The sequence below is a fragment of the Pseudomonas sp. Wu6 genome, from assembly GCF_019891515.1.
GTDB classification, from domain to species: domain Bacteria; phylum Pseudomonadota; class Gammaproteobacteria; order Pseudomonadales; family Pseudomonadaceae; genus Aquipseudomonas; species Aquipseudomonas orientalis_A.
Genome location: NZ_JAFLXH010000039.1, coordinates 20,783 through 38,898, shown reverse-complemented (window position 1 = coordinate 38,898; position 18,116 = coordinate 20,783). Strand labels below are relative to the sequence as shown.

General features: G+C 59.4%; 18 protein-coding genes and 1 tRNA gene. All 19 read left to right on the top strand.

Features of this window, described 5'->3' with window-relative positions; all coding sequences use genetic code 11:
* Nucleotides 1-11 precede the first annotated feature (11 nt).
* Entirely contained in the window at nt 12-623 is a 612-nt protein-coding gene (gene ruvA, locus J1G34_RS22615; protein ID WP_003175802.1) for a Holliday junction branch migration protein RuvA, read from the top strand.
* A complete protein-coding gene (gene ruvB, locus J1G34_RS22610) occupies nt 624-1,682 on the top strand; it encodes a Holliday junction branch migration DNA helicase RuvB (RefSeq protein ID WP_053135842.1) in 1,059 nt (352 codons plus the stop codon).
* A gap of 249 nt (nt 1,683-1,931) precedes the next feature.
* Complete coding sequence (gene ybgC / locus J1G34_RS22605) at nt 1,932-2,387, top strand: tol-pal system-associated acyl-CoA thioesterase (RefSeq protein WP_003175800.1); 456 nt, start codon at nt 1,932-1,934, stop codon at nt 2,385-2,387.
* A 1-nt stretch (nt 2,388) separates the two neighbouring features.
* Entirely contained in the window at nt 2,389-3,084 is a 696-nt protein-coding gene (gene tolQ, locus J1G34_RS22600; RefSeq protein ID WP_034115768.1) for a protein TolQ, read from the top strand.
* A 23-nt stretch (nt 3,085-3,107) separates the two neighbouring features.
* Complete coding sequence (gene tolR / locus J1G34_RS22595) at nt 3,108-3,560, top strand: protein TolR (protein ID WP_161793227.1); 453 nt, start codon at nt 3,108-3,110, stop codon at nt 3,558-3,560.
* Nucleotides 3,560-4,633, top strand: coding sequence for a cell envelope integrity protein TolA (gene tolA / locus J1G34_RS22590; RefSeq protein WP_065887602.1), 1,074 nt, complete (start codon nt 3,560-3,562; stop codon nt 4,631-4,633). The genes tolR and tolA overlap by 1 nt, the downstream gene beginning before the upstream one ends.
* Before the next feature lie 17 nt (nt 4,634-4,650).
* Nucleotides 4,651-5,931: a Tol-Pal system beta propeller repeat protein TolB gene (tolB, locus tag J1G34_RS22585; protein ID WP_065887603.1), complete on the top strand. Its 1,281-nt coding sequence runs from the start codon at nt 4,651-4,653 to the stop codon at nt 5,929-5,931.
* Nucleotides 5,932-5,986: 55 nt separating this feature from the next.
* The gene (gene pal, locus J1G34_RS22580; RefSeq protein WP_003193861.1) at nt 5,987-6,487 is read left to right on the top strand and encodes a peptidoglycan-associated lipoprotein Pal; all 501 of its coding nucleotides are present in this window, start codon (nt 5,987-5,989) and stop codon (nt 6,485-6,487) included.
* A 6-nt stretch (nt 6,488-6,493) separates the two neighbouring features.
* Nucleotides 6,494-7,339: a tol-pal system protein YbgF gene (gene ybgF / locus J1G34_RS22575; protein WP_065936870.1), complete on the top strand. Its 846-nt coding sequence runs from the start codon at nt 6,494-6,496 to the stop codon at nt 7,337-7,339.
* 164 nt (nt 7,340-7,503) lie between these two features.
* Entirely contained in the window at nt 7,504-8,151 is a 648-nt protein-coding gene (gene queE, locus J1G34_RS22570; protein ID WP_034128580.1) for a 7-carboxy-7-deazaguanine synthase QueE, read from the top strand.
* A gap of 121 nt (nt 8,152-8,272) precedes the next feature.
* Nucleotides 8,273-8,348: transfer RNA gene (locus tag J1G34_RS22565), tRNA-Lys, on the top strand.
* A 373-nt stretch (nt 8,349-8,721) separates the two neighbouring features.
* On the top strand, nt 8,722-10,416 hold the full coding sequence (gene leuA, locus J1G34_RS22560) for a 2-isopropylmalate synthase (RefSeq protein ID WP_065896398.1): 1,695 nt from the start codon (nt 8,722-8,724) through the stop codon (nt 10,414-10,416).
* Nucleotide 10,417: 1 nt separating this feature from the next.
* Entirely contained in the window at nt 10,418-11,158 is a 741-nt protein-coding gene (locus tag J1G34_RS22555) for an AraC family transcriptional regulator (protein WP_065895076.1), read from the top strand.
* A gap of 208 nt (nt 11,159-11,366) precedes the next feature.
* On the top strand, nt 11,367-12,869 hold the full coding sequence (locus tag J1G34_RS22550; protein ID WP_065895075.1) for an efflux transporter outer membrane subunit: 1,503 nt from the start codon (nt 11,367-11,369) through the stop codon (nt 12,867-12,869).
* A complete protein-coding gene (locus J1G34_RS22545; protein WP_065936868.1) occupies nt 12,866-14,038 on the top strand; it encodes an HlyD family secretion protein in 1,173 nt (390 codons plus the stop codon). Before J1G34_RS22550 ends, J1G34_RS22545 begins: the two co-directional genes overlap by 4 nt.
* Nucleotides 14,031-15,575, top strand: coding sequence for an MDR family MFS transporter (locus J1G34_RS22540; protein ID WP_065896400.1), 1,545 nt, complete (start codon nt 14,031-14,033; stop codon nt 15,573-15,575). The genes J1G34_RS22545 and J1G34_RS22540 overlap by 8 nt, the downstream gene beginning before the upstream one ends.
* Nucleotides 15,576-16,034: 459 nt before the next feature.
* Entirely contained in the window at nt 16,035-16,811 is a 777-nt protein-coding gene (locus J1G34_RS22535) for a DUF3050 domain-containing protein (RefSeq protein ID WP_065887611.1), read from the top strand.
* Nucleotides 16,808-17,155: a DUF4437 domain-containing protein gene (locus J1G34_RS22530; RefSeq protein WP_065895071.1), complete on the top strand. Its 348-nt coding sequence runs from the start codon at nt 16,808-16,810 to the stop codon at nt 17,153-17,155. The genes J1G34_RS22535 and J1G34_RS22530 overlap by 4 nt, the downstream gene beginning before the upstream one ends.
* A 25-nt stretch (nt 17,156-17,180) precedes the next feature.
* Nucleotides 17,181-18,110, top strand: coding sequence for a diiron oxygenase (locus J1G34_RS22525; RefSeq protein WP_065887613.1), 930 nt, complete (start codon nt 17,181-17,183; stop codon nt 18,108-18,110).
* Nucleotides 18,111-18,116 lie beyond the last annotated feature (6 nt).

The following is an 18,116-nucleotide window of genomic DNA, read 5'->3' as shown; positions in this document are numbered from 1 at the left end:
GGATCTGAACCGTGATTGGACGCTTGCGCGGCACCCTGGCTGAGAAACAGCCGCCGCACCTGATTCTGGATGTGAATGGATTGGGTTATGAGCTTGAAGTGCCCATGACCACCTTGTACCGCTTGCCGTCGGTCGGCGAGCCGATAACCTTGCACACGCATTTAGTGGTGCGCGAAGACGCGCAACTGCTCTATGGTTTCATCGGCAAGCGCGACCGCGATTTCTTCCGCGAGCTGATTCGGCTCAATGGCGTCGGGCCCAAATTGGCTCTGGCATTGATGTCGAGCCTGGAAGTGGATGAACTGGTACGCGCCGTTTCAGCCCAGGACACCTCGGCCTTGACCAAGGTGCCGGGTGTGGGCAAGAAAACCGCCGAGCGTTTGCTGGTGGAACTCAAGGACCGTTTCAAGGCCTGGGAAGTGGTGCCGAGCATGTTCGCCCTGGTCCCGAACCAGCCGGATATGCCGGCAGGCCAGGTCGCCAGTGCCGAAAGCGATGCGGTCAGTGCGTTGATCTCCCTGGGCTACAAGCCACAGGAGGCCAGCAAGGCCGTATCGGCCATCAAGGACAAGAACCTGAGCAGTGAAGACATGATCCGCCGAGCCCTGAAGGGAATGATTTAAGTGATAGAAGCTGATCGTCTGATCGCGGCTACCGGCCCGCGCGACCGTGAAGAAGTCCAGGACCGCGCCATCCGCCCCCTGAGCCTGGCCGACTATATCGGCCAGCCCACCGTGCGCGAGCAGATGGAGCTGTTCATCCAGGCCGCACGCGGGCGCAGTGAGTCGCTGGATCACACGCTGATCTTCGGCCCGCCGGGCCTGGGCAAGACCACCCTGGCCAACATCATTGCCCAGGAAATGGGCGTGTCGATCAAGTCCACGTCCGGCCCGGTGCTGGAGCGCCCCGGCGACCTGGCCGCGTTGCTGACCAATCTGGAACCCCACGACGTCCTGTTTATCGACGAGATCCACCGGTTGTCGCCGATTGTCGAAGAAGTGTTATACCCGGCGATGGAGGACTTCCAGCTCGACATCATGATCGGCGAAGGCCCGGCGGCCCGTTCGATCAAGCTTGACCTGCCGCCGTTCACGCTGGTGGGGGCCACGACCCGCGCGGGCATGTTGACCAACCCGCTGCGAGACCGTTTCGGCATTGTTCAACGTCTGGAGTTCTATAGCACGGCAGACCTTGCGACCATCGTCAGCCGTTCGGCGAACATCCTCGGCTTGCCATTGGACCCGGAAGGCGCTTTCGAAATCGCCCGGCGTGCCCGCGGTACACCTCGGATCGCCAACCGCTTGCTGCGCCGCGTGCGCGATTTTGCCGAGGTGCGCGCCAAGGGGCATATCACCAAGGCGGTCGCGGACCTGGCCTTGAACCTGCTGGATGTGGACGAACATGGCTTCGATCACCAGGATCGGCGTCTGCTCCTGACCATGATCGAGAAGTTCGACGGCGGCCCGGTGGGTGTGGACAGCCTTGCGGCTGCAATCAGTGAAGAGCGTCACACCATTGAAGATGTACTGGAGCCCTACCTGATCCAGCAGGGCTATATCATGCGCACGCCGCGGGGCAGGGTGGTGACGCGTCATGCCTATCTGCACTTTGGGCTAAACATTCCGTCACGATTGGGAGAGATGCCTGTGGTAGACGAATTCCTTGATGCGGTAGACGATTAAAAAACTGTAGGAGCGAGCTTGCTCGCGAAAAACGTCAACGATGACGCAGTGTGTCTGGTGATACGCGTCGCGCTCAGGTGCTTCGCGAGCAAGCTCGCTCCTGCAGGGTATTTGCCATGTGGGGTGATTTATCTGAAGTTTGTGCTGTCCCAGTGTCTGGCGTCGTCATTCAGGCGTTGGAAATATGTTCAGGTATTGAAAAAACAGTTGTCCAGCCGGATTGGCAACCTGAGGAGTAAGCACTAGAGTATGCGCGCGCAAAACGGGGATCAGTCGTTCGCACATCGCTGTCGCGTTTATTACGAGGACACTGATGCCGGCGGCATCGTTTATTACGTCAATTACCTGAAATTCATGGAACGGGCTCGAACCGAGCGGCTAAGGGAGCTGGGCTTTGCCCAATCCACGCTGGCCGGGGAGGACCTGTTATTCGTCGTGCATTCCAGCGAGGCGCGTTACCACGCACCGGCGCGACTGGACGATGAGTTGCTGGTCAGCGCTGAAGTCATCGAATTGAACCGTGCCAGCCTGCGATTCAAGCAGCAGGTCAGGCGGGCTACGGATGCAACGCTGCTCTGTGAGGGGCAGTTCCTGGTGGCATGTGTACGCACCAACAGTTTGAAACCTCGGGCCATTCCCGAAACTCTACGTGCGGCCTTTGCTGCCGTGAGCGGCGCGGGTAAACAATCAAAGCAGGAGATTTAGCGTGGAACCTACCGTCGTCGACCATTCCTCGATGTGGAGCCTGGTCAGTAATGCCAGTATCGTGGTGCAACTGGTCATGCTGACCCTGGTAGCCGCATCGGTTACCTCTTGGGTCATGATTTTTCAGCGCAGCAACCTGCTGCGTGCCGGTCGACGCGCCCTGGAGAGCTTCGAGGAGCGCTTCTGGTCGGGTATCGACCTGTCCAAGCTGTATCGCCAGGCCGGCAGCAATCCGGACCCGGATTCGGGCGTCGAGCAAATCTTCCGCGCCGGCTTCAAGGAATTCTCGCGCCTGCGCCAGCAGCCGGGCGTTGACCCGGAAGCCGTGATGGAAGGCGTGGCCCGAGCCATGCGCGTGGCCATCTCCCGCGAAGAAGAGAAGCTGGAGCAAAGCCTGCCGTTCCTGGCGACCGTCGGCTCCGTCAGCCCGTACATCGGCCTGTTCGGTACCGTATGGGGCATCATGAACTCCTTCCGGGGTCTGGCCCAGGCGCAGCAGGCGACCCTGGCTACCGTAGCCCCGGGCATTGCCGAAGCCCTGATCGCCACCGCGATCGGCCTGTTCGCCGCTATCCCCGCAGTAATCGCCTACAACCGTTTTGCCGCCACCAGCGAAACCTTGATTGGCCGTTACTACACCTTCGCCGATGAATTCCAGGCGATCCTGCACCGTAAAGTGCACACCAGCGAAGAATAAGCAGGTAATTCCCAATGGCTTTAATCGCTCGAGCTCGCAAAAAGCGCAAGCCGGTCGCCGAGATGAACGTAGTGCCCTACATCGACGTGATGCTGGTGCTGCTGGTTATCTTCATGGTGACCGCGCCGATGCTCAACCAGGGCGTGAAGGTTGATCTGCCCAAGGTTTCCAGTGAAGCCTTGCCGCAGGACAACAACACTCAGGTCCTGACCATTTCGATCAAGGCTGACAAGACCTACTACTGGAACCTTGGCAGCGAAGTCGACACGCAGAAACAGCAGGACAAGGCCCTGACCTTGCCGGCGATGACCGATGCCGTGACCAAGATCATTCGTTCCGGCAACGAAGGCGGCAAGCACACCCAGGTGTTCATCCGCGGCGACAAGTCGGTCGACTACGGTTCCGTCATGGGCGCCATGGGCGGGCTGCAGAAGGCCGGCGTGGGTAACGTTGGCTTGATTACCGAGGCGCCCTGATGCAGCAACAGCGAGAGCCGTCCGCCTCGGAAAGCTTCTTCTGGCCTAGCGTCTGGGCAATTGCCCTGCACGTCCTGGTGTTCGGCATGCTGTTCGTCAGCTTTGCCATGACCCCGGACCTGCCGCCAGCCAAGCCGATCGTGCAGGCGACCCTGTATCAGCTGAAATCGAAAAGTCAGGCCACCACCCAGACCAATCAGAAGATTGCGGGTGAGGCCCAGAAGTCGGCTGCGCGCCAGACCGAAGTCGAGCAGATGGAACAGAAGAAGGTCGAGCAGGAAGCGGTGAAGGCTGCTGCGGAACAAAAGAAAGAAGAGGCGGCTCAAAAGGCCGAGGAATCGAAAAAGGCTGACGAAGCGAAGAAAGCTGACGAGGCGAAAAAGGCTGATGAAGCCAAGAAGTCCGAGAAAGCTGCCGAAGCCAAAAAGGCCGAAGAGAAACAATTGGCTGATATAGCCAAGAAGAAGTCCGAAGAAGAAGCCAAGAAAGCTGCCGAAGAAGAGGCCAAGAAAAAGGCCGCTGAGGAAGCCAAGAAGAAGATCGTCGAAGACGCGAAGAAGAAAGCCGCCGAAGACGCCAAGAAAAAAGCTGAAGCAGACGAGGCGAAGAAAAAAGTCGCCGACGACGCGAAGAAGAAAGCTGCCGCCGACGCCTCCAAGAAAAAGGCCCAGGAAGCAGCCCGTAAATCCGCCGAAGAGAAAAAGGCCCAGGCCCTGGCAGATTTGCTTTCCGACACGCCGCAGCGTCAGCAAGCCTTGGCCGATGAACGTGGCGATGAAGTCGCGGGCAGTTTTGACGACCTGATCCGGGCGCGGGCAGCGGAAGGCTGGACACGTCCACCTTCGGCACGTAAAGGCATGACAGTAGTGCTGCAGATCGGCATGTTGCCGGACGGTACGGTGACTTCGGTCAGCGTGGCCAAGTCCAGTGGTGACGGTTCGTTCGACAGTTCGGCGGTTGCCGCAGTCAAGAATATTGGCCGGTTGACCGAGATGCAGGGAATGAAACCAAGCGACTTCGCTCCCTATCGTTCATTCAAGATGACATTCACACCTGAGGATCTAGCCTTGTGAGAAACCTTCTTCGAGGAATGCTTGTCGTTATTTGCTGTATGGCAGGGATAGCGGCGGCGGATGAAAAGAACATCCTGGTTACCAGCGGCAGCGATCGGGCCACCCCGATCGCGGTGGTACCGTTCGGCTGGCAGGGCGGCAGTGTGCTGCCGGATGACATGGCCCAGATCGTCAGTGACGACCTGCGTAACTCCGGCTACTACGCACCGATTCCAAAAGGCAACATGATCAGCCAGCCCAACCAGGCCAGCGAAGTTGTGTTCCGTGACTGGAAAGCGGTGGGCGCGCAGTACCTGATGGTCGGCAACATCACGCCGGCCGGCGGTCGCCTGCAAATCACCTACACCTTGTTCAACGTGGCCACCGAGCAGCAGGTCCTGACCGGCAATGTCTCCGGCACCGCTGAACAACTGCGCGACATGGCCCACTACATTTCGGACCAGTCGTTTGAAAAACTCACCGGTATCAAGGGGGCATTCTCCACGCGCCTGTTGTATGTGACCGCTGAGCGTTTCTCTGTCGACAACACCCGCTACACCCTGCAGCGTTCGGACTACGACGGTGCGCGTGCAGTGACCTTGCTGCAGTCCCGTGAGCCCATCCTGTCGCCGCGCTTCGCGCCGGACGGCAAGCGTATTGCCTACGTATCGTTCGAACAGAAGCGTCCACGTATCTTCGTCCAGCACATTGATACCGGCCGTCGCGAGCAGATCACCAACTTCGAAGGCCTCAACGGTGCACCGGCCTGGTCGCCGGATGGTTCGCGCCTGGCATTCGTGCTGTCCAAGGACGGTAACCCGGATATCTACGTGATGAACATGGCCTCGCGTCAGCTCTCGCGTGTGACCAGCGGCCCGGGTATCAACACCGAACCGTTCTGGGGTAAAGATGGTTCGACCATCTACTTCACCTCTGACCGTGGCGGCAAGCCTCAGGTCTACAAGGCAAATGTGAACGGTGGCGGCGCGGAACGTGTGACCTTTATCGGTAACTACAACGCCAATCCCAAGCTTTCGGCCGATGAAAAGACGTTGGTAATGATTCACCGTCAGGATGGTTTCACTAATTTCCGGGTTGCGGCCCAGGATTTGCAGCGCGGAACCGTGAAAATCCTTACAGATACCAACCTTGATGAGTCAGCCACTGTTGCGCCCAACGGCACCATGGTAATCTACGCCACCCGCCAGCAGGGCCGGGGAGTCTTGATGCTCGTGTCCATCAACGGACGCGTAAGGCTCCCGCTTCCTACCGCACAAGGCGAAGTCAGAGAACCATCCTGGTCCCCTTACCTGAACTGACGCGGCGCTACAAAAAGAAGTACTTAACACACTGGGGTTCATTAGGAGTTTCACGATGGAAATGCTGAAGTTTGGTAAGTTTGCTGCTCTGGCTCTGGCTCTGTCCGTAGCCGTTGGTTGCTCCTCTAAAGGCGGCGACAATGCCGGTGAAGGCGCAGCTGTTGATCCAAACGCTGGTTACGGCGCTAACACTGGTGCAGTCGACGGCTCCCTGAGCGAAGAAGCTGCTCTGCGCGCGATCACCACTTTCTACTTCGAATACGACAGTTCGGACCTGAAGCCAGAAGCCATGCGCGCTCTGGACGTTCACGCCAAGGACCTGAAAGCTAACGGCGCTCGCGTTGTTCTGGAAGGTAACACTGACGCCCGTGGTACTCGTGAGTACAACATGGCTCTGGGCGAGCGTCGTGCGAAAGCCGTTCAGCGCTACCTGGTACTGCAAGGTGTTGCTCCAGGCCAACTGGAACTGGTTTCCTACGGTAAAGAGCGTCCAGTTGCAACTGGCAACGACGAGCAGTCGTGGGCTCAGAACCGTCGCGTCGAACTGCGTAAGTAATTCGTCATGCGAACGTGCCGTCGTGCTCTGACTGTATTGGCTCTCAGCCTCGCACCGCTTGCGGTGTGGGCTGCGGTTCCTGTAACGGATAGCAACTCTGGCTATAACAATAGCGGCAGCAGTTATCCGCCAGCAGGTTATGGCACGAACGGCGCCTATGCTGGGGGCGCGGCTACGGCCGCGCCCTCGGCACAGGGCGAGCTGTTCAACCAGCTGCAACGCATGCAGGATCAATTGGCCCAGCAACAAGGCGCCATTGAAGTTCTGCAGAATCAAGTGAACCAACTCAAGCAAGAAGGCCTGGAGCGTTACCAGGATCTTGATCGACGTATTGGAGCCGGTGTTGCACCTGCCGCTACTCCTGATAATTCTTCTGCCGGTGGCGCGCCCAGTGCCGCTATCGGTGGTGCCGCTGCCGGTGGCGCAGCAGCGGGGGCCGCAGCAGCTGCCCCTGCCGCGAGCAGCGAACCGGGCGATCCGGCGAAGGAAAAACTGTATTACGATGCAGCCTTCGACCTGATCAAGGCCAAGGACTTCGATAAAGCCAGCCAGGCCTTTACCGCGTTCCTGCGCAAGTACCCGAACAGCCAGTATGCGGGCAATGCCCAGTACTGGTTGGGTGAGGTCAACCTGGCAAAAGGTGATTTGCAGGGGGCGGGCCAGGCGTTTGCCAAGGTCAGCCAGTTGTACCCCAAGCATGCCAAGGTGCCTGACTCGCTGTACAAGCTGGCTGACGTAGAGCGCCGCCTGGGTCATACCGACAAGGTCAAAGGCATTCTGCAGCAGGTGGTTGCCCAGTATCCGGGCACCTCCGCCGCGCAGTTGGCCCAGCGGGACCTGCAACGCTTGTAGGCAATGCAGCCCGTTTAGAAGAAACCCGCGCCTGGCGCGGGTTTTTTCGTTAGAATCCACGCCCTTTTATGAAACACGCTTCCTGGGGTTGACGCGTTGGCGCAATCCCTTGAAGTGCCTGACGGAGGCGGACAGCCTGTTTAGCTGTTACGCCCGTGGCGACTATGCAAGACACATTACGTATTACCGAAGTTTTTTACTCGTTGCAGGGTGAAACGCGCACTGCCGGCCTGCCCACCGTATTCGTACGGCTCACCGGCTGCCCCTTGCGTTGCCAATACTGTGACAGCGCCTATGCCTTCAGCGGCGGCACCGTACGCACCCTGGATGACATCCTCGAGCAGGTTGCCGGTTATCGGCCGCGCTACGTCTGTGTAACGGGCGGCGAGCCGTTGGCGCAACCCAATGCCATCCCCTTGCTCAAGCAGTTGTGTGATGCCGGTTACGAGGTCTCCCTGGAAACCAGCGGCGCCTTGGATATCTCTGCGGTAGATCCGCGTGTCAGTCGGGTGGTCGATCTAAAAACCCCTGACTCCAAGGAAGCCCATCGCAATCGCTACGAGAACATGGACTTGCTGACGGCGAACGATCAGGTCAAGTTCGTCATTTGCTCTCGCGACGATTATGACTGGGCGACTTCCAAGCTGATCCAGTACGGCCTTGAGCGTCGAGCGGGGGAGGTGCTGTTCTCCCCAAGTCATCACGACCTCAACGCACGCGATCTTGCGGACTGGGTAGTGGCGGATAACCTGCCGGTACGCCTGCAGTTGCAATTGCACAAATACCTGTGGAATGACGAACCAGGTCGCTGAGACGGCTGTGGAAGGCCTTCAAACCGCACCATTTTTAGCTTCAATGGGTTTTTTCTGATTTATTTCAAATAAGGTGTTGAATAATCCTTAGAAATCAGTATTATACGCGCCACCACACAGCGGGTCGTTAGCTCAGTTGGTAGAGCAGTTGGCTTTTAACCAATTGGTCGTAGGTTCGAATCCCACACGACCCACCATTTTTGGCGGTTTAGAAAATCCGGAAGGCCCACGCAAGTGAGGATTTCCGGGTTTTTTTTTGCCTGTCATTCCGCGTCACCCAATCGATACGCATTGCGCCGTGATCGATTCATCTCGCTGGTCAGCCGATACACCATCTTTTGTCTCGCCTCCCTGCCGATCCATCCAAGTTATTGCTCTTAAAATAGACAAGTTGAACAAATTCACCAATATTTTTATAGATATTGGTTGTTTGTGTATTTTTCTTCACGTTGTCGACTCAAATACGCAATTCATGCCAAGCTTTCTTTGTTTAGTATTGGATCCAATGTCGAGCGCGGTCAGCGAGGCCGCCCAGGCAACCGACGATCAGTTCTAAAAAGGAGAAGCCGCATGATGCTCAAGGACCCTTCCAGCAAATACCGCCATTTCACCACCGTGGATCTGCCGGACCGCCAATGGCCCAGTGTCGTGCAGGCTGCTGCGCCGACCTGGTGCAGTGTCGATATGCGTGATGGCAACCAGGCGCTGATCGAACCCATGAATGCCGAGCGCAAGCGCCGCTTCTTCGAGCTGCTGGTGAAGGTGGGTTTCAAGGAGATCGAGGTGGGGTTTCCCGCTGCATCCCAGACCGACTTCGATTACGTGCGTGAACTGATCGACAGTGGCGCGATTCCCGACGATGTGACTATCCAGGTGATGACGCAGGCGCGCAGTCATTTGATCGAGCGCACCTTTGAGGCCTTGAAGGGCGCACCGCGAGCGATCGTGCACGTGTACAACGCCACCGCGCCGGTGTTTCGCGAAGTGGTGTTCGGCGTCGACCGCGCCGGCTGCATCGACATCGCCACCCAGGCGACGCGTGAAATCAAGCGTCACATGGACAACAATCCAGATACGCAATGGACGTTCCAGTATTCTCCCGAAACTTTCTGCTTTACCGAGCTGGACTTCGCGCTGGAGGTTTGCGAGGCGGTGACGGATGCGTTTGGGCCGACGCCGTCGAACAAAATGATCCTGAATCTGCCGACCACCGTGGAAGTCTCTACGGCGAACGTCTTCGCCGATCAGATCGAGTGGTTTTGCCGACATTTCAGCCGGCGCGACAGCGTGGTCATCAGTGTTCACCCGCATAACGATCGCGGCACCGGGGTGGCGACGGCCGAGCAGGCTTGTCTGGCCGGGGCGGAGCGTGTCGAGGGCACCTTGTTCGGCAACGGTGAGCGCACCGGCAACGTGGATATCCTGACGCTGGCAATGAACCTCTACACCAGCGGTATCGACCCGCAACTGGATTTCTCCGACATCATCCACGTGCAGCGTGAGGTCGAGTTCTGCAACCAACTGCCCACGCACCCGCGCCATCCCTACGCAGGGGAATTGGTGTTCACGGCGTTCTCGGGCTCGCACCAGGACGCGATCAAAAAAGGTTTCGCGGCGCGCCAGGCCAATCCCGACGGACGCTGGGAAGTGCCGTACCTGCCGATCGACCCGGCCGACATGGGGCGCAGCTATGAGGCGGTGATTCGTGTCAACAGCCAGTCGGGCAAAGGCGGCGTGGCGTACCTGCTGGAACAGCATGGCATTGTCATGCCACGCCGTTTGCAGATGGAATTCAGCAGCCTGGTCCAGCAGGAAGCCGATGCTTCCGGCCAGGAAGTCAGCGGCGAGATGATCCTGGCCTGCTTTACCCGGCACTACCTGGATCAGGGCAACCCTTACACGTTGTTGCAGCCCAAGTTGGTCAGCGAAGGCAACGTGACGTATCTGGAGGGTACGCTGACCGGCGGCGCGAGGGACATCGAACTGAGCGGCGAAGGCAACGGCCCGCTGGCGGCGCTGGTGGACGCATTCGCTCAACGCGGCGTGCACTTCGACATCGCCGATTACCATGAGCATGCCACCCGTGACGGTGCCCAGGCCGAGGCGCTGGCCTACGTAGAGATCCGTGTGAACAACCAGCTGCTGTTTGGTGCCGCCCGCGACGGCAGTATCCTGCTGGCGTCCCTCAAGGCGGTGACGAGTGCGGTCAACCGCGCATCGCGTCTGGGCCTGCTCAGCGTGGTGAGTGCTGCGGTGCCTTCCTGAGATGAATGCGCATACCGCATTGGCGGCGCTCACCGGTAACTTTGGTCACGGTGACATCGTTGCCTCGCATCGACATGAAGAAGGCCAGTTGGTCTATGCCATCAACGGCGTGATGCTGGTATCGGTGGTCGGCACCACGTGGGTGGTGCCTTCCGGACACGCGTTGTGGGTGCCCTCGGGGCAGGAGCATCAGATCCGCATGACCGGCGAGGTGCGCATGCGCACGTTGCTGATCACCCCCGGCGCCCACCGTGCCTTGACCGAGGAGTGCCACGTCATCCGCGTATCGCCACTGCTGCGCGAGTTGATCATCGCTGCGTCCGAGGTGCCTGACAGTGAGTCGGCCGCGGTGCGTCATGTGCAGATTGTCGACCTGATTTTCTCCGAACTCGACCGGGCACAAAGGGTTTTGGCCCATGTACCGATCCCGGACGAGCCGCGGCTCAAGTCGCTGTGTGCCGACTTTATCGACAACCCCTCCCAGGAGTCGAAACTGGAGAGCTGGGCGGTGCAACTCAATATGAGTTCGCGCACCCTGGCTCGGCTGTTCCAGAAAGAGTTGGGCATGAGTTACGGCGAGTGGCGCAAGCGCACGCGGCTGCTGCTGAGCATGCAGCGCCTGGCCTGCGGCGTGTCCATTCTGGAAGTGGCGCTGGAGCATGGTTATCAAAGCCCGAGCGCTTTTACCGCGATGTTCAAACGCACCATGGGTTATACACCGAGCAACTGCCGTCTGGTCTGAGCCGCACCCGGCGTTCACACCCCTCCCACTGGACATGGCCCGCGGCTGCGCAGGGCCATGTTTGCGTCTGCGCGGCCGACGGTTGCTCAGGATTCAACGGTGGCACGCAGGTTGTCCCAATCGAAACGATGGTTGTCTGGAACTCGGGAGATGCGCGACGCGGTGCTCTCTTAATCTGCGTCTCTACTTAGCACTCTGGATTTCTGCGATGGGTTCGCCTTCTTTTTCCGCGCGGCACTGCCGTCTTTCGCTCCTGGGCGTGGCGGTTGTCTGGTTGACGGGGTGTTCCTCCTGGGTCGCCCATACGCCGGCGCAACCCCACCCGCAGCGCATCGATGCCTTGAGTCGCCTGCCGCAAGGCGTATCGGCCCAGGCGTTACCCGACCGTTGGTGGCAGTTGTACAACGACCCCAGACTCGATGCGCTGGTGCAGCAAGCGTTGGCGCACAACCGTGACCTGGCGGCGGCGCAGGCTCATGTGCAGGCGATGCTGGCCGGGATCATGCAGGCCGACGCCGAGCGCTGGCCGTCCACGCAGGCCTCGCTGGGCGCCGTTTACGGCAAGACGGCCGACGATCAGACCCTGGCCAAGGCCACCGACAGCCACGCGCCGTCGCAGTGGGCGTTCAACCCGGGCTTCGAGTTGGCTTACCAGGTGGATGTGTGGGGCCAGGTCCAGCGCAGTATCGAGCGGGCGCAGGTGCAGGCGGCGGCGGCCCAGGACGCCGAAGACCTGCTGCGTATCACGGTCGCTGCGCAAACCACCCGCGCCTACGTGAATGCCTGTGCCCTGGGCGCACGCGCCAAGGTGCAGCGCCATTCACTGGAAGTGGTCGGGCACAGCCTGGCACTGACCGATCGCCAGCGTCAGGCAGGCGTGGTCACGGATCTTGAATACAGCCGCATGCAGGCATTGCAGGGCGAAACCCTGGCCTTGCTGCCGATGCTGGAGGCGCGTCGCCAGGCCGCGTTGTATGAACTGGCGATGCTGACTGGCGTGGCGGACCTGGAGCAAGGCTCAGGCGCGGCGACCTGCGAAGCGGTGCCGCAGCTCGCCGCCGCACTGCCGGTGGGGGACGGCTGGCAATTACTGGCGCGCCGCCCGGATATTCGCCAGGCCGAGCGGGCATTGCAGGCAGCCACGTTACAAGTGGATATCGTCCAGGCCGACCTGTATCCGAAGGTGACCTTTGGTGCATCAGTGTCTTCCTCAGCCAGCAAACCCCATGAACTGGGCGACAGCAGCGCGGTGATGTTCGGCATCGGCCCGCTGATCACCTGGCAGTTCCCCAACTGGCGTGCCAATCGCGCACGGGTCAACCAGGCCCGGGCGCTCGAGCAGGTGCAGGTCGCGCAATTCGAGGCCAGCGTGCTCAACGCCCTCAAGGACGTGCGCCAGGCACTGGCGTTGTACGACGGCGAGCGCCAGCGCCACGCCGCCCTGAGCCAGGCGCTGGAGAGCAGTCAGCACGCCTACAGGCTCGCGCAGTTCAATTACAACGCCGGCTCCATCGACTTTCTCGACGTGCTCGACAGCGAGCGTGAGCTGATCCGCCTGCAAGCCACGCGCGCCGACGCCGATGGCCAGTTGCTGCAGCGCCAGATCAGTTTGTTTCGCGCCCTGGGCGGCGGTTGGCAGTCCGCTTCCAGCCAGGCCCCGACCGCTGCGCTCACCCATGCTTCCGTCAATTCTTCCGGTACCCAGCCATGAATATCGCTGTTGATGAAAAAAACACTGTGCAGGATGAGCAGGAGCAGGTGGTCGAGCAACTCATGCACGACCGCAAGCAACGCCGCAAACGCAACCTGATCCTGCTCGGTGGTGCTGTTTTATTGATCGCGGCAGTGGCGTTCTGCGTGTATTGGATGACCATCGGGCGCTACCTGGAACAGACCGATGATGCCTACGTGCGCGCCGACTGGATTCCCATCAGTCCGCGGGTATCGGGCTACGTGGCCCAGGTGCTGGTCGAGGATGACCAGCCCGTCAAGGCCGGCGATGTGCTGGTGCGCATCGAGGACCGTGACTACCAGGCGAGGTTGGCCCAGGCCCGTGCGGAGTTGGCTGAAACGCAAGCCTCGATTGCCGCCCAGCAGGCCAACCTGCAAGTCACCGACAGCCTGATCGCGCAACAAAAGGCCGGTATTGCCCAGGCTGAGGCGCACACGCGCAGTGTGGGAGCGGAGTTGCGCCGCGCCGGTCTGGATCAGCGTCGCTATGAAGGCCTGGTCCGTGAGCATGCCGCCAGCGCCCAGCGCCTGGAAAGCGCAGCCGCCAGTTACACCCAGGCCAGCGCTGCGGTGGAAATTGCCCGGGCGATGCAGCGCCAGCAGGAAACCCGGCTGAATGTCGCCATTACCCGGCGCCAATTGGCCGATGCCTCGCTCCAGCAGCAAATAGCCCGGCGCGGCCAGGCCGAGGCGCAGTTGAAACTGGCGACCAACGCGCTTGAAGACACCTTGATCCGCGCGCCGATCGACGGGGTGGTGGGGCAGCGCAAGGTGCGCACGCGCCAGTACGTCGCGCCGGGCCTGCCGTTGCTGGCGGTGGTGCCTCTGCATCAGGCCTACGTGGTGGCCAACTACAAGGAAACCCAACTGCGCGACATGCGCGCCGGGCAACCGGTGGATATCAGTGTCGACAGCTATTCGGGACGCAAGCTCACGGGGCATGTGGTGAGTTTTTCGCCGGGCTCGGGAGCGGTGTTCGCGCTGCTGCCGTCGGACAACGCCACCGGCAATTTCACCAAGATCGTGCAGCGCTTCCCGGTGAAGATCGTGATCGATCAGCACGATGAAGGTGGCCCGATTCTGCCGGGCATGTCAGTGATTACCACGGTAGATACCCGTCCTGCCGTGCAGGACGCCAAGCATGACTGAGGTCGGCGAGAAAACCGTCTCCTTTCGCGCCTGGGTGGCGGTGATCGGCGGGCTGTTCGGCTGTTTCATGGCCGGCATGAACGTACACGTAACCAGCGCCGCGCTGCCTGAAATCGAAGGCTCGCTGGGCGCGACCTTTGAGGAGGGCTCGTGGATTTCCACGGCGTATCTGGTCGCCGAAATCGTCATGATCCCGCTGACCGCCTGGCTGGTGCAGGTGTTTTCCCTGCGCCGGGTGATGCTGGTGGGCTCGTTTGTATTTCTGGTGGCTTCCATCGCGTGTTCCTGGGCGCCCAACCTGGAAGTCATGATCATCATCCGGGTCATCCAGGGCGCCGCCGGCGCGGTGCTGATCCCGTTGTCGTTCCAACTGATCATCACCGAACTGCCGCCGAGCAAGATCGCCATGGGCATGGCGCTGTTCGCCCTGTCCAACAGCGTGGCCCAGGCCGCCGGGCCGTCGATTGGCGGCTGGCTGACTGACGCCTATTCCTGGCGCTGGATTTTCTACCTGCAACTGGCCCCCGGCATTCTGCTGTTGCTGGCGGTGGCGTGGTCCATCGATGCCAAACCGATGCAGTTGAGCCTGCTCAAGCGCGGCGATTGGGGCGGTATTTTGGCCATGATCGTCGGCCTGGGCGGTTTGCAGATCGTGCTCGAAGAGGGTGGGCGCAAGGACTGGTTCGGCTCCGATTTCATCGTGTGGATGTCCTTGGTCGCAGGCATCGCCCTGGTGTATTTCGTGCTGTCACAGCTCTACGGCAGCCGCTCCTTCATCAACCTGCGCTTGCTCAAAAGCTACAACTTCGGCGTGGCGAGCGCGGCGATGTTCATTTTTGGCGGGGCCACGTTCGGCCTGGTCTTTCTGGTACCCAATTACCTGTCCCAGTTGCAGGGCTACAACGCGCGCGAAATCGGCATCAGCCTGATTGCCTATGGCATGGTGCAACTGGTGCTGGCACCGTTCATGCCGCGCCTGATGAAGTGGCTCAACCCCAAGCTGATGGTTGCCAGCGGATTTTTCATCATGGCCCTGGGGTGCTATCTCGGTGCGCATCTGGACGTGGACAGCGCCGCCAACGTGATCATCCCGTCCACCGTGGTACGGGGCATCGGGCAGCCATTGATCATGGTGGCGTTGTCGGTGTTGGCCGTGTCCGGGTTGGCCAAGGATGAGGCCGGTTCGGCTTCCGCCTTGTTCTCCATGCTGCGCAACCTGGGTGGCGCCGTGGGCACAGCCGGGTTGACGCAGATCGTTGCGATGCGCGAGCGCTTTCATTCCGAGCGCGTCGGCGAGTCGATCACCCTGTTTTCCCCGTCATTGCAGGAGCGCCTGCGCGCCAGCATGGCAGACAGTGAAGCATTCATCTTCAACCAGCTATTGCCCGCCCAACAGCAAGTGATTGAAAGCCTGATGCATACGGTGCGTCGCGAGGCCTACCTGATGGCCTACAGCGATGCGTTCTACGTGTCCTGTATCGCGTTGATCCTGTGTGGTGTGGCGGCATTGGCATTGCGTCAACAAGCAAAGAATTAAATGCATAAAGTCCGCAATTGATACGCGGTACTTCTCAACGAGCAAGAGGGAACTTGAATGGTGAAAAGGCGAATGGCCTGTTGACAGTTTGGTGACTTGCTAACTTAGCAATGACATACAGTTTGCAAATGCTCAGATCCGGTGAGTAGGCAAACTCACGCCCGACAAAGTTGATGTCTATAACTTTGATCGGGCTTCTGTTGTTGTATGTTTTATAGTTCGGAAATATTTTGAATTATTTATTGAGAAAACACTTGCTGAGCGTAATGAACTTCCTCTAAGTTTCGTCTTGCTTCGGCGGCTGACCGCTCGGTCCGACGAAGTGTCATGCTGTAATTCAACTGAAATACATAGTGTGCTGGCCGGTAATGGCGAGATAAGCCTGCTCATGCCTGAAAAAAGGCAGGCTGGTTTATATCGAACGGTCGGGACCCAACTAAGCCTGATGAGGAGAGCAACATGGAAGATAAAAAGTCGCACTTGAACGCCAAGAAAACCGAACTGGGCAATCATCGGATCTTTGCTGAGATCAATTCATTGCCGGTCTTGCGCGCCTTTATGGAAACCCATGTCTTTGCCGTGTGGGATTTCATGTCTCTGGCCAAGCGTCTGCAACAGGACCTGACCTGTACTCGACTGCCATGGCTCCCACCCTTGGACCCGGCGGCAGCGCACTTGATCAACGAAATCATCCTCGGCGAAGAGTCTGACCAGAACCTGCAGGGCGGTCACTACAGCCACTTCGAACTCTACCTGCACGCTATGCGTGAAGTCGGCGCCAGCACCGACAAGATTGAATTCTTCGTCAAACTGATGCGTGAAGGTGTCGACCTGCAGACCGCGTTGAACCGCTGCGGCGCAGGCCTGGCAGCCTCGGCCTTTGTGACCGACACCATCGAAACCGCCATAAACGCCTCCACGCACTGTGTCGCCGCAGCGTTCCTGCATGGGCGTGAGAGCGTTATTCCGGAGATGTTCCAGCGCATTCTTGATGACTGGGATATCACCGCCGACGACGCCCCGACCTTCCGCTACTACTTGCAACGCCATATTGAAGTCGACTCCGAAGATCACGGCCCGGCGGCGGAAAGCCTGCTCGCGCGCCTGGTCAACGGTGATGCTCAGCGCCAGGACGAAGTCTACGAATCGGCCATCGCAGCCGTGCAAAGTCGCCTGGCGCTCTGGGACAACTTGCGCGTGGCCATGCGCGAAAATGTCAGTGAGTGCGTGGCATGAACATAGAAATCATCGAAGCGGACCAGGCCCAATGGTTCGAGGTCAAGTCCGAGCGCGGGATCACGTTGACGGTATTCAAGGACACGTTGGACCCTATCAATAAGACCGGTATTCGCACGCGTCTGGTGCGTTTTCATCCGGGCGGCGGCACCCGCGAAATCTACACGCATGATTATCACGAAGAAGTGTACTTGATCGAAGGCGATCAAACAGAGTTGGCCAGTAATGAACGTCCCGAGAAGACGTACCGTGATGGCGCTTACTTCTTCAGGGCGGCGCACACCGAGCACGGTCCGTTCAACTCCAAAGACGGCTGCCTGTTGTTTGAAGTGCACTACTACTGAACATCATGAACAAAGGGAACGCTTCATGAGAGCTGAAGAATATCAATCATTTTCCGAAGCGTGGGAGGAGCGTGCGACGATTCGTACGCGCCCGAGGCGTCGTCTGGAAGATGATGAAAAGTTAATATTCCCGATCAGTCGCCAACCGCTGGTAATGGGCGCAACGTTCATCCGCGAATGTGCGCACTTGCAGCACTTTGTGCTTGTTCAAAGCCTGTACAAGTTCATTAATGATGTGGTGATTTTCGAGACGGAAATCGTCGACAAAACCGCCAGGAGCATCGCGAAAGATAACTTCGCCATCCGCTTCCCGTTTGCCTGCCGGTATGACGCGATGACCGTGGTAGTCGATGAGGACTATCACGCATTGGTGGCGATGGATTACATGCAGCAGACCATCGAGCTGACCGGGATCGAGCCCATCACCTTGCCTGCGGAAATCGAACTCAGCCGTTCGATTCCCAAAGCCCTGGCGATGGCGCCCGAGCACCTCAAAGCGGCTGTGGAGTTGATCTGCGTCGCAGTGGCCGAAAATACCTTGACCAACGATGTCGCGGCATTTGCCCGGGACGACTCGGTGAAGGCATCAGTCAAGGGGTTGATGGCCGATCATTTGGCCGACGAAGGTCGGCACTCCGGCTTTTGGGCCAAGTTGACGCGCATTTACTGGCGCACCGCGAGCGAGGAAGACAAGCGCACGCTGGCCGCGATCATGCCGGTGTTTCTCGCTGAGTACCTGACGAACGAGATCCAGCAGGGGTTCGATTTCGCCTTGATCGAGCAATTGCCGGTGAGCCCTGCTGTCAAGGCGGCGCTGCGCGAGGAGGTCGAAGGCATGAGTTTTCCGATCACGCCGACGCACCCTCTGGTGGGCAACATCGTCCGATTCTTCAAACACAGCGCCATGCTCGACGCTCCCTGCATGCAGGAAGCGCTCGCCGATTATTTGCGCTAGAGGAGA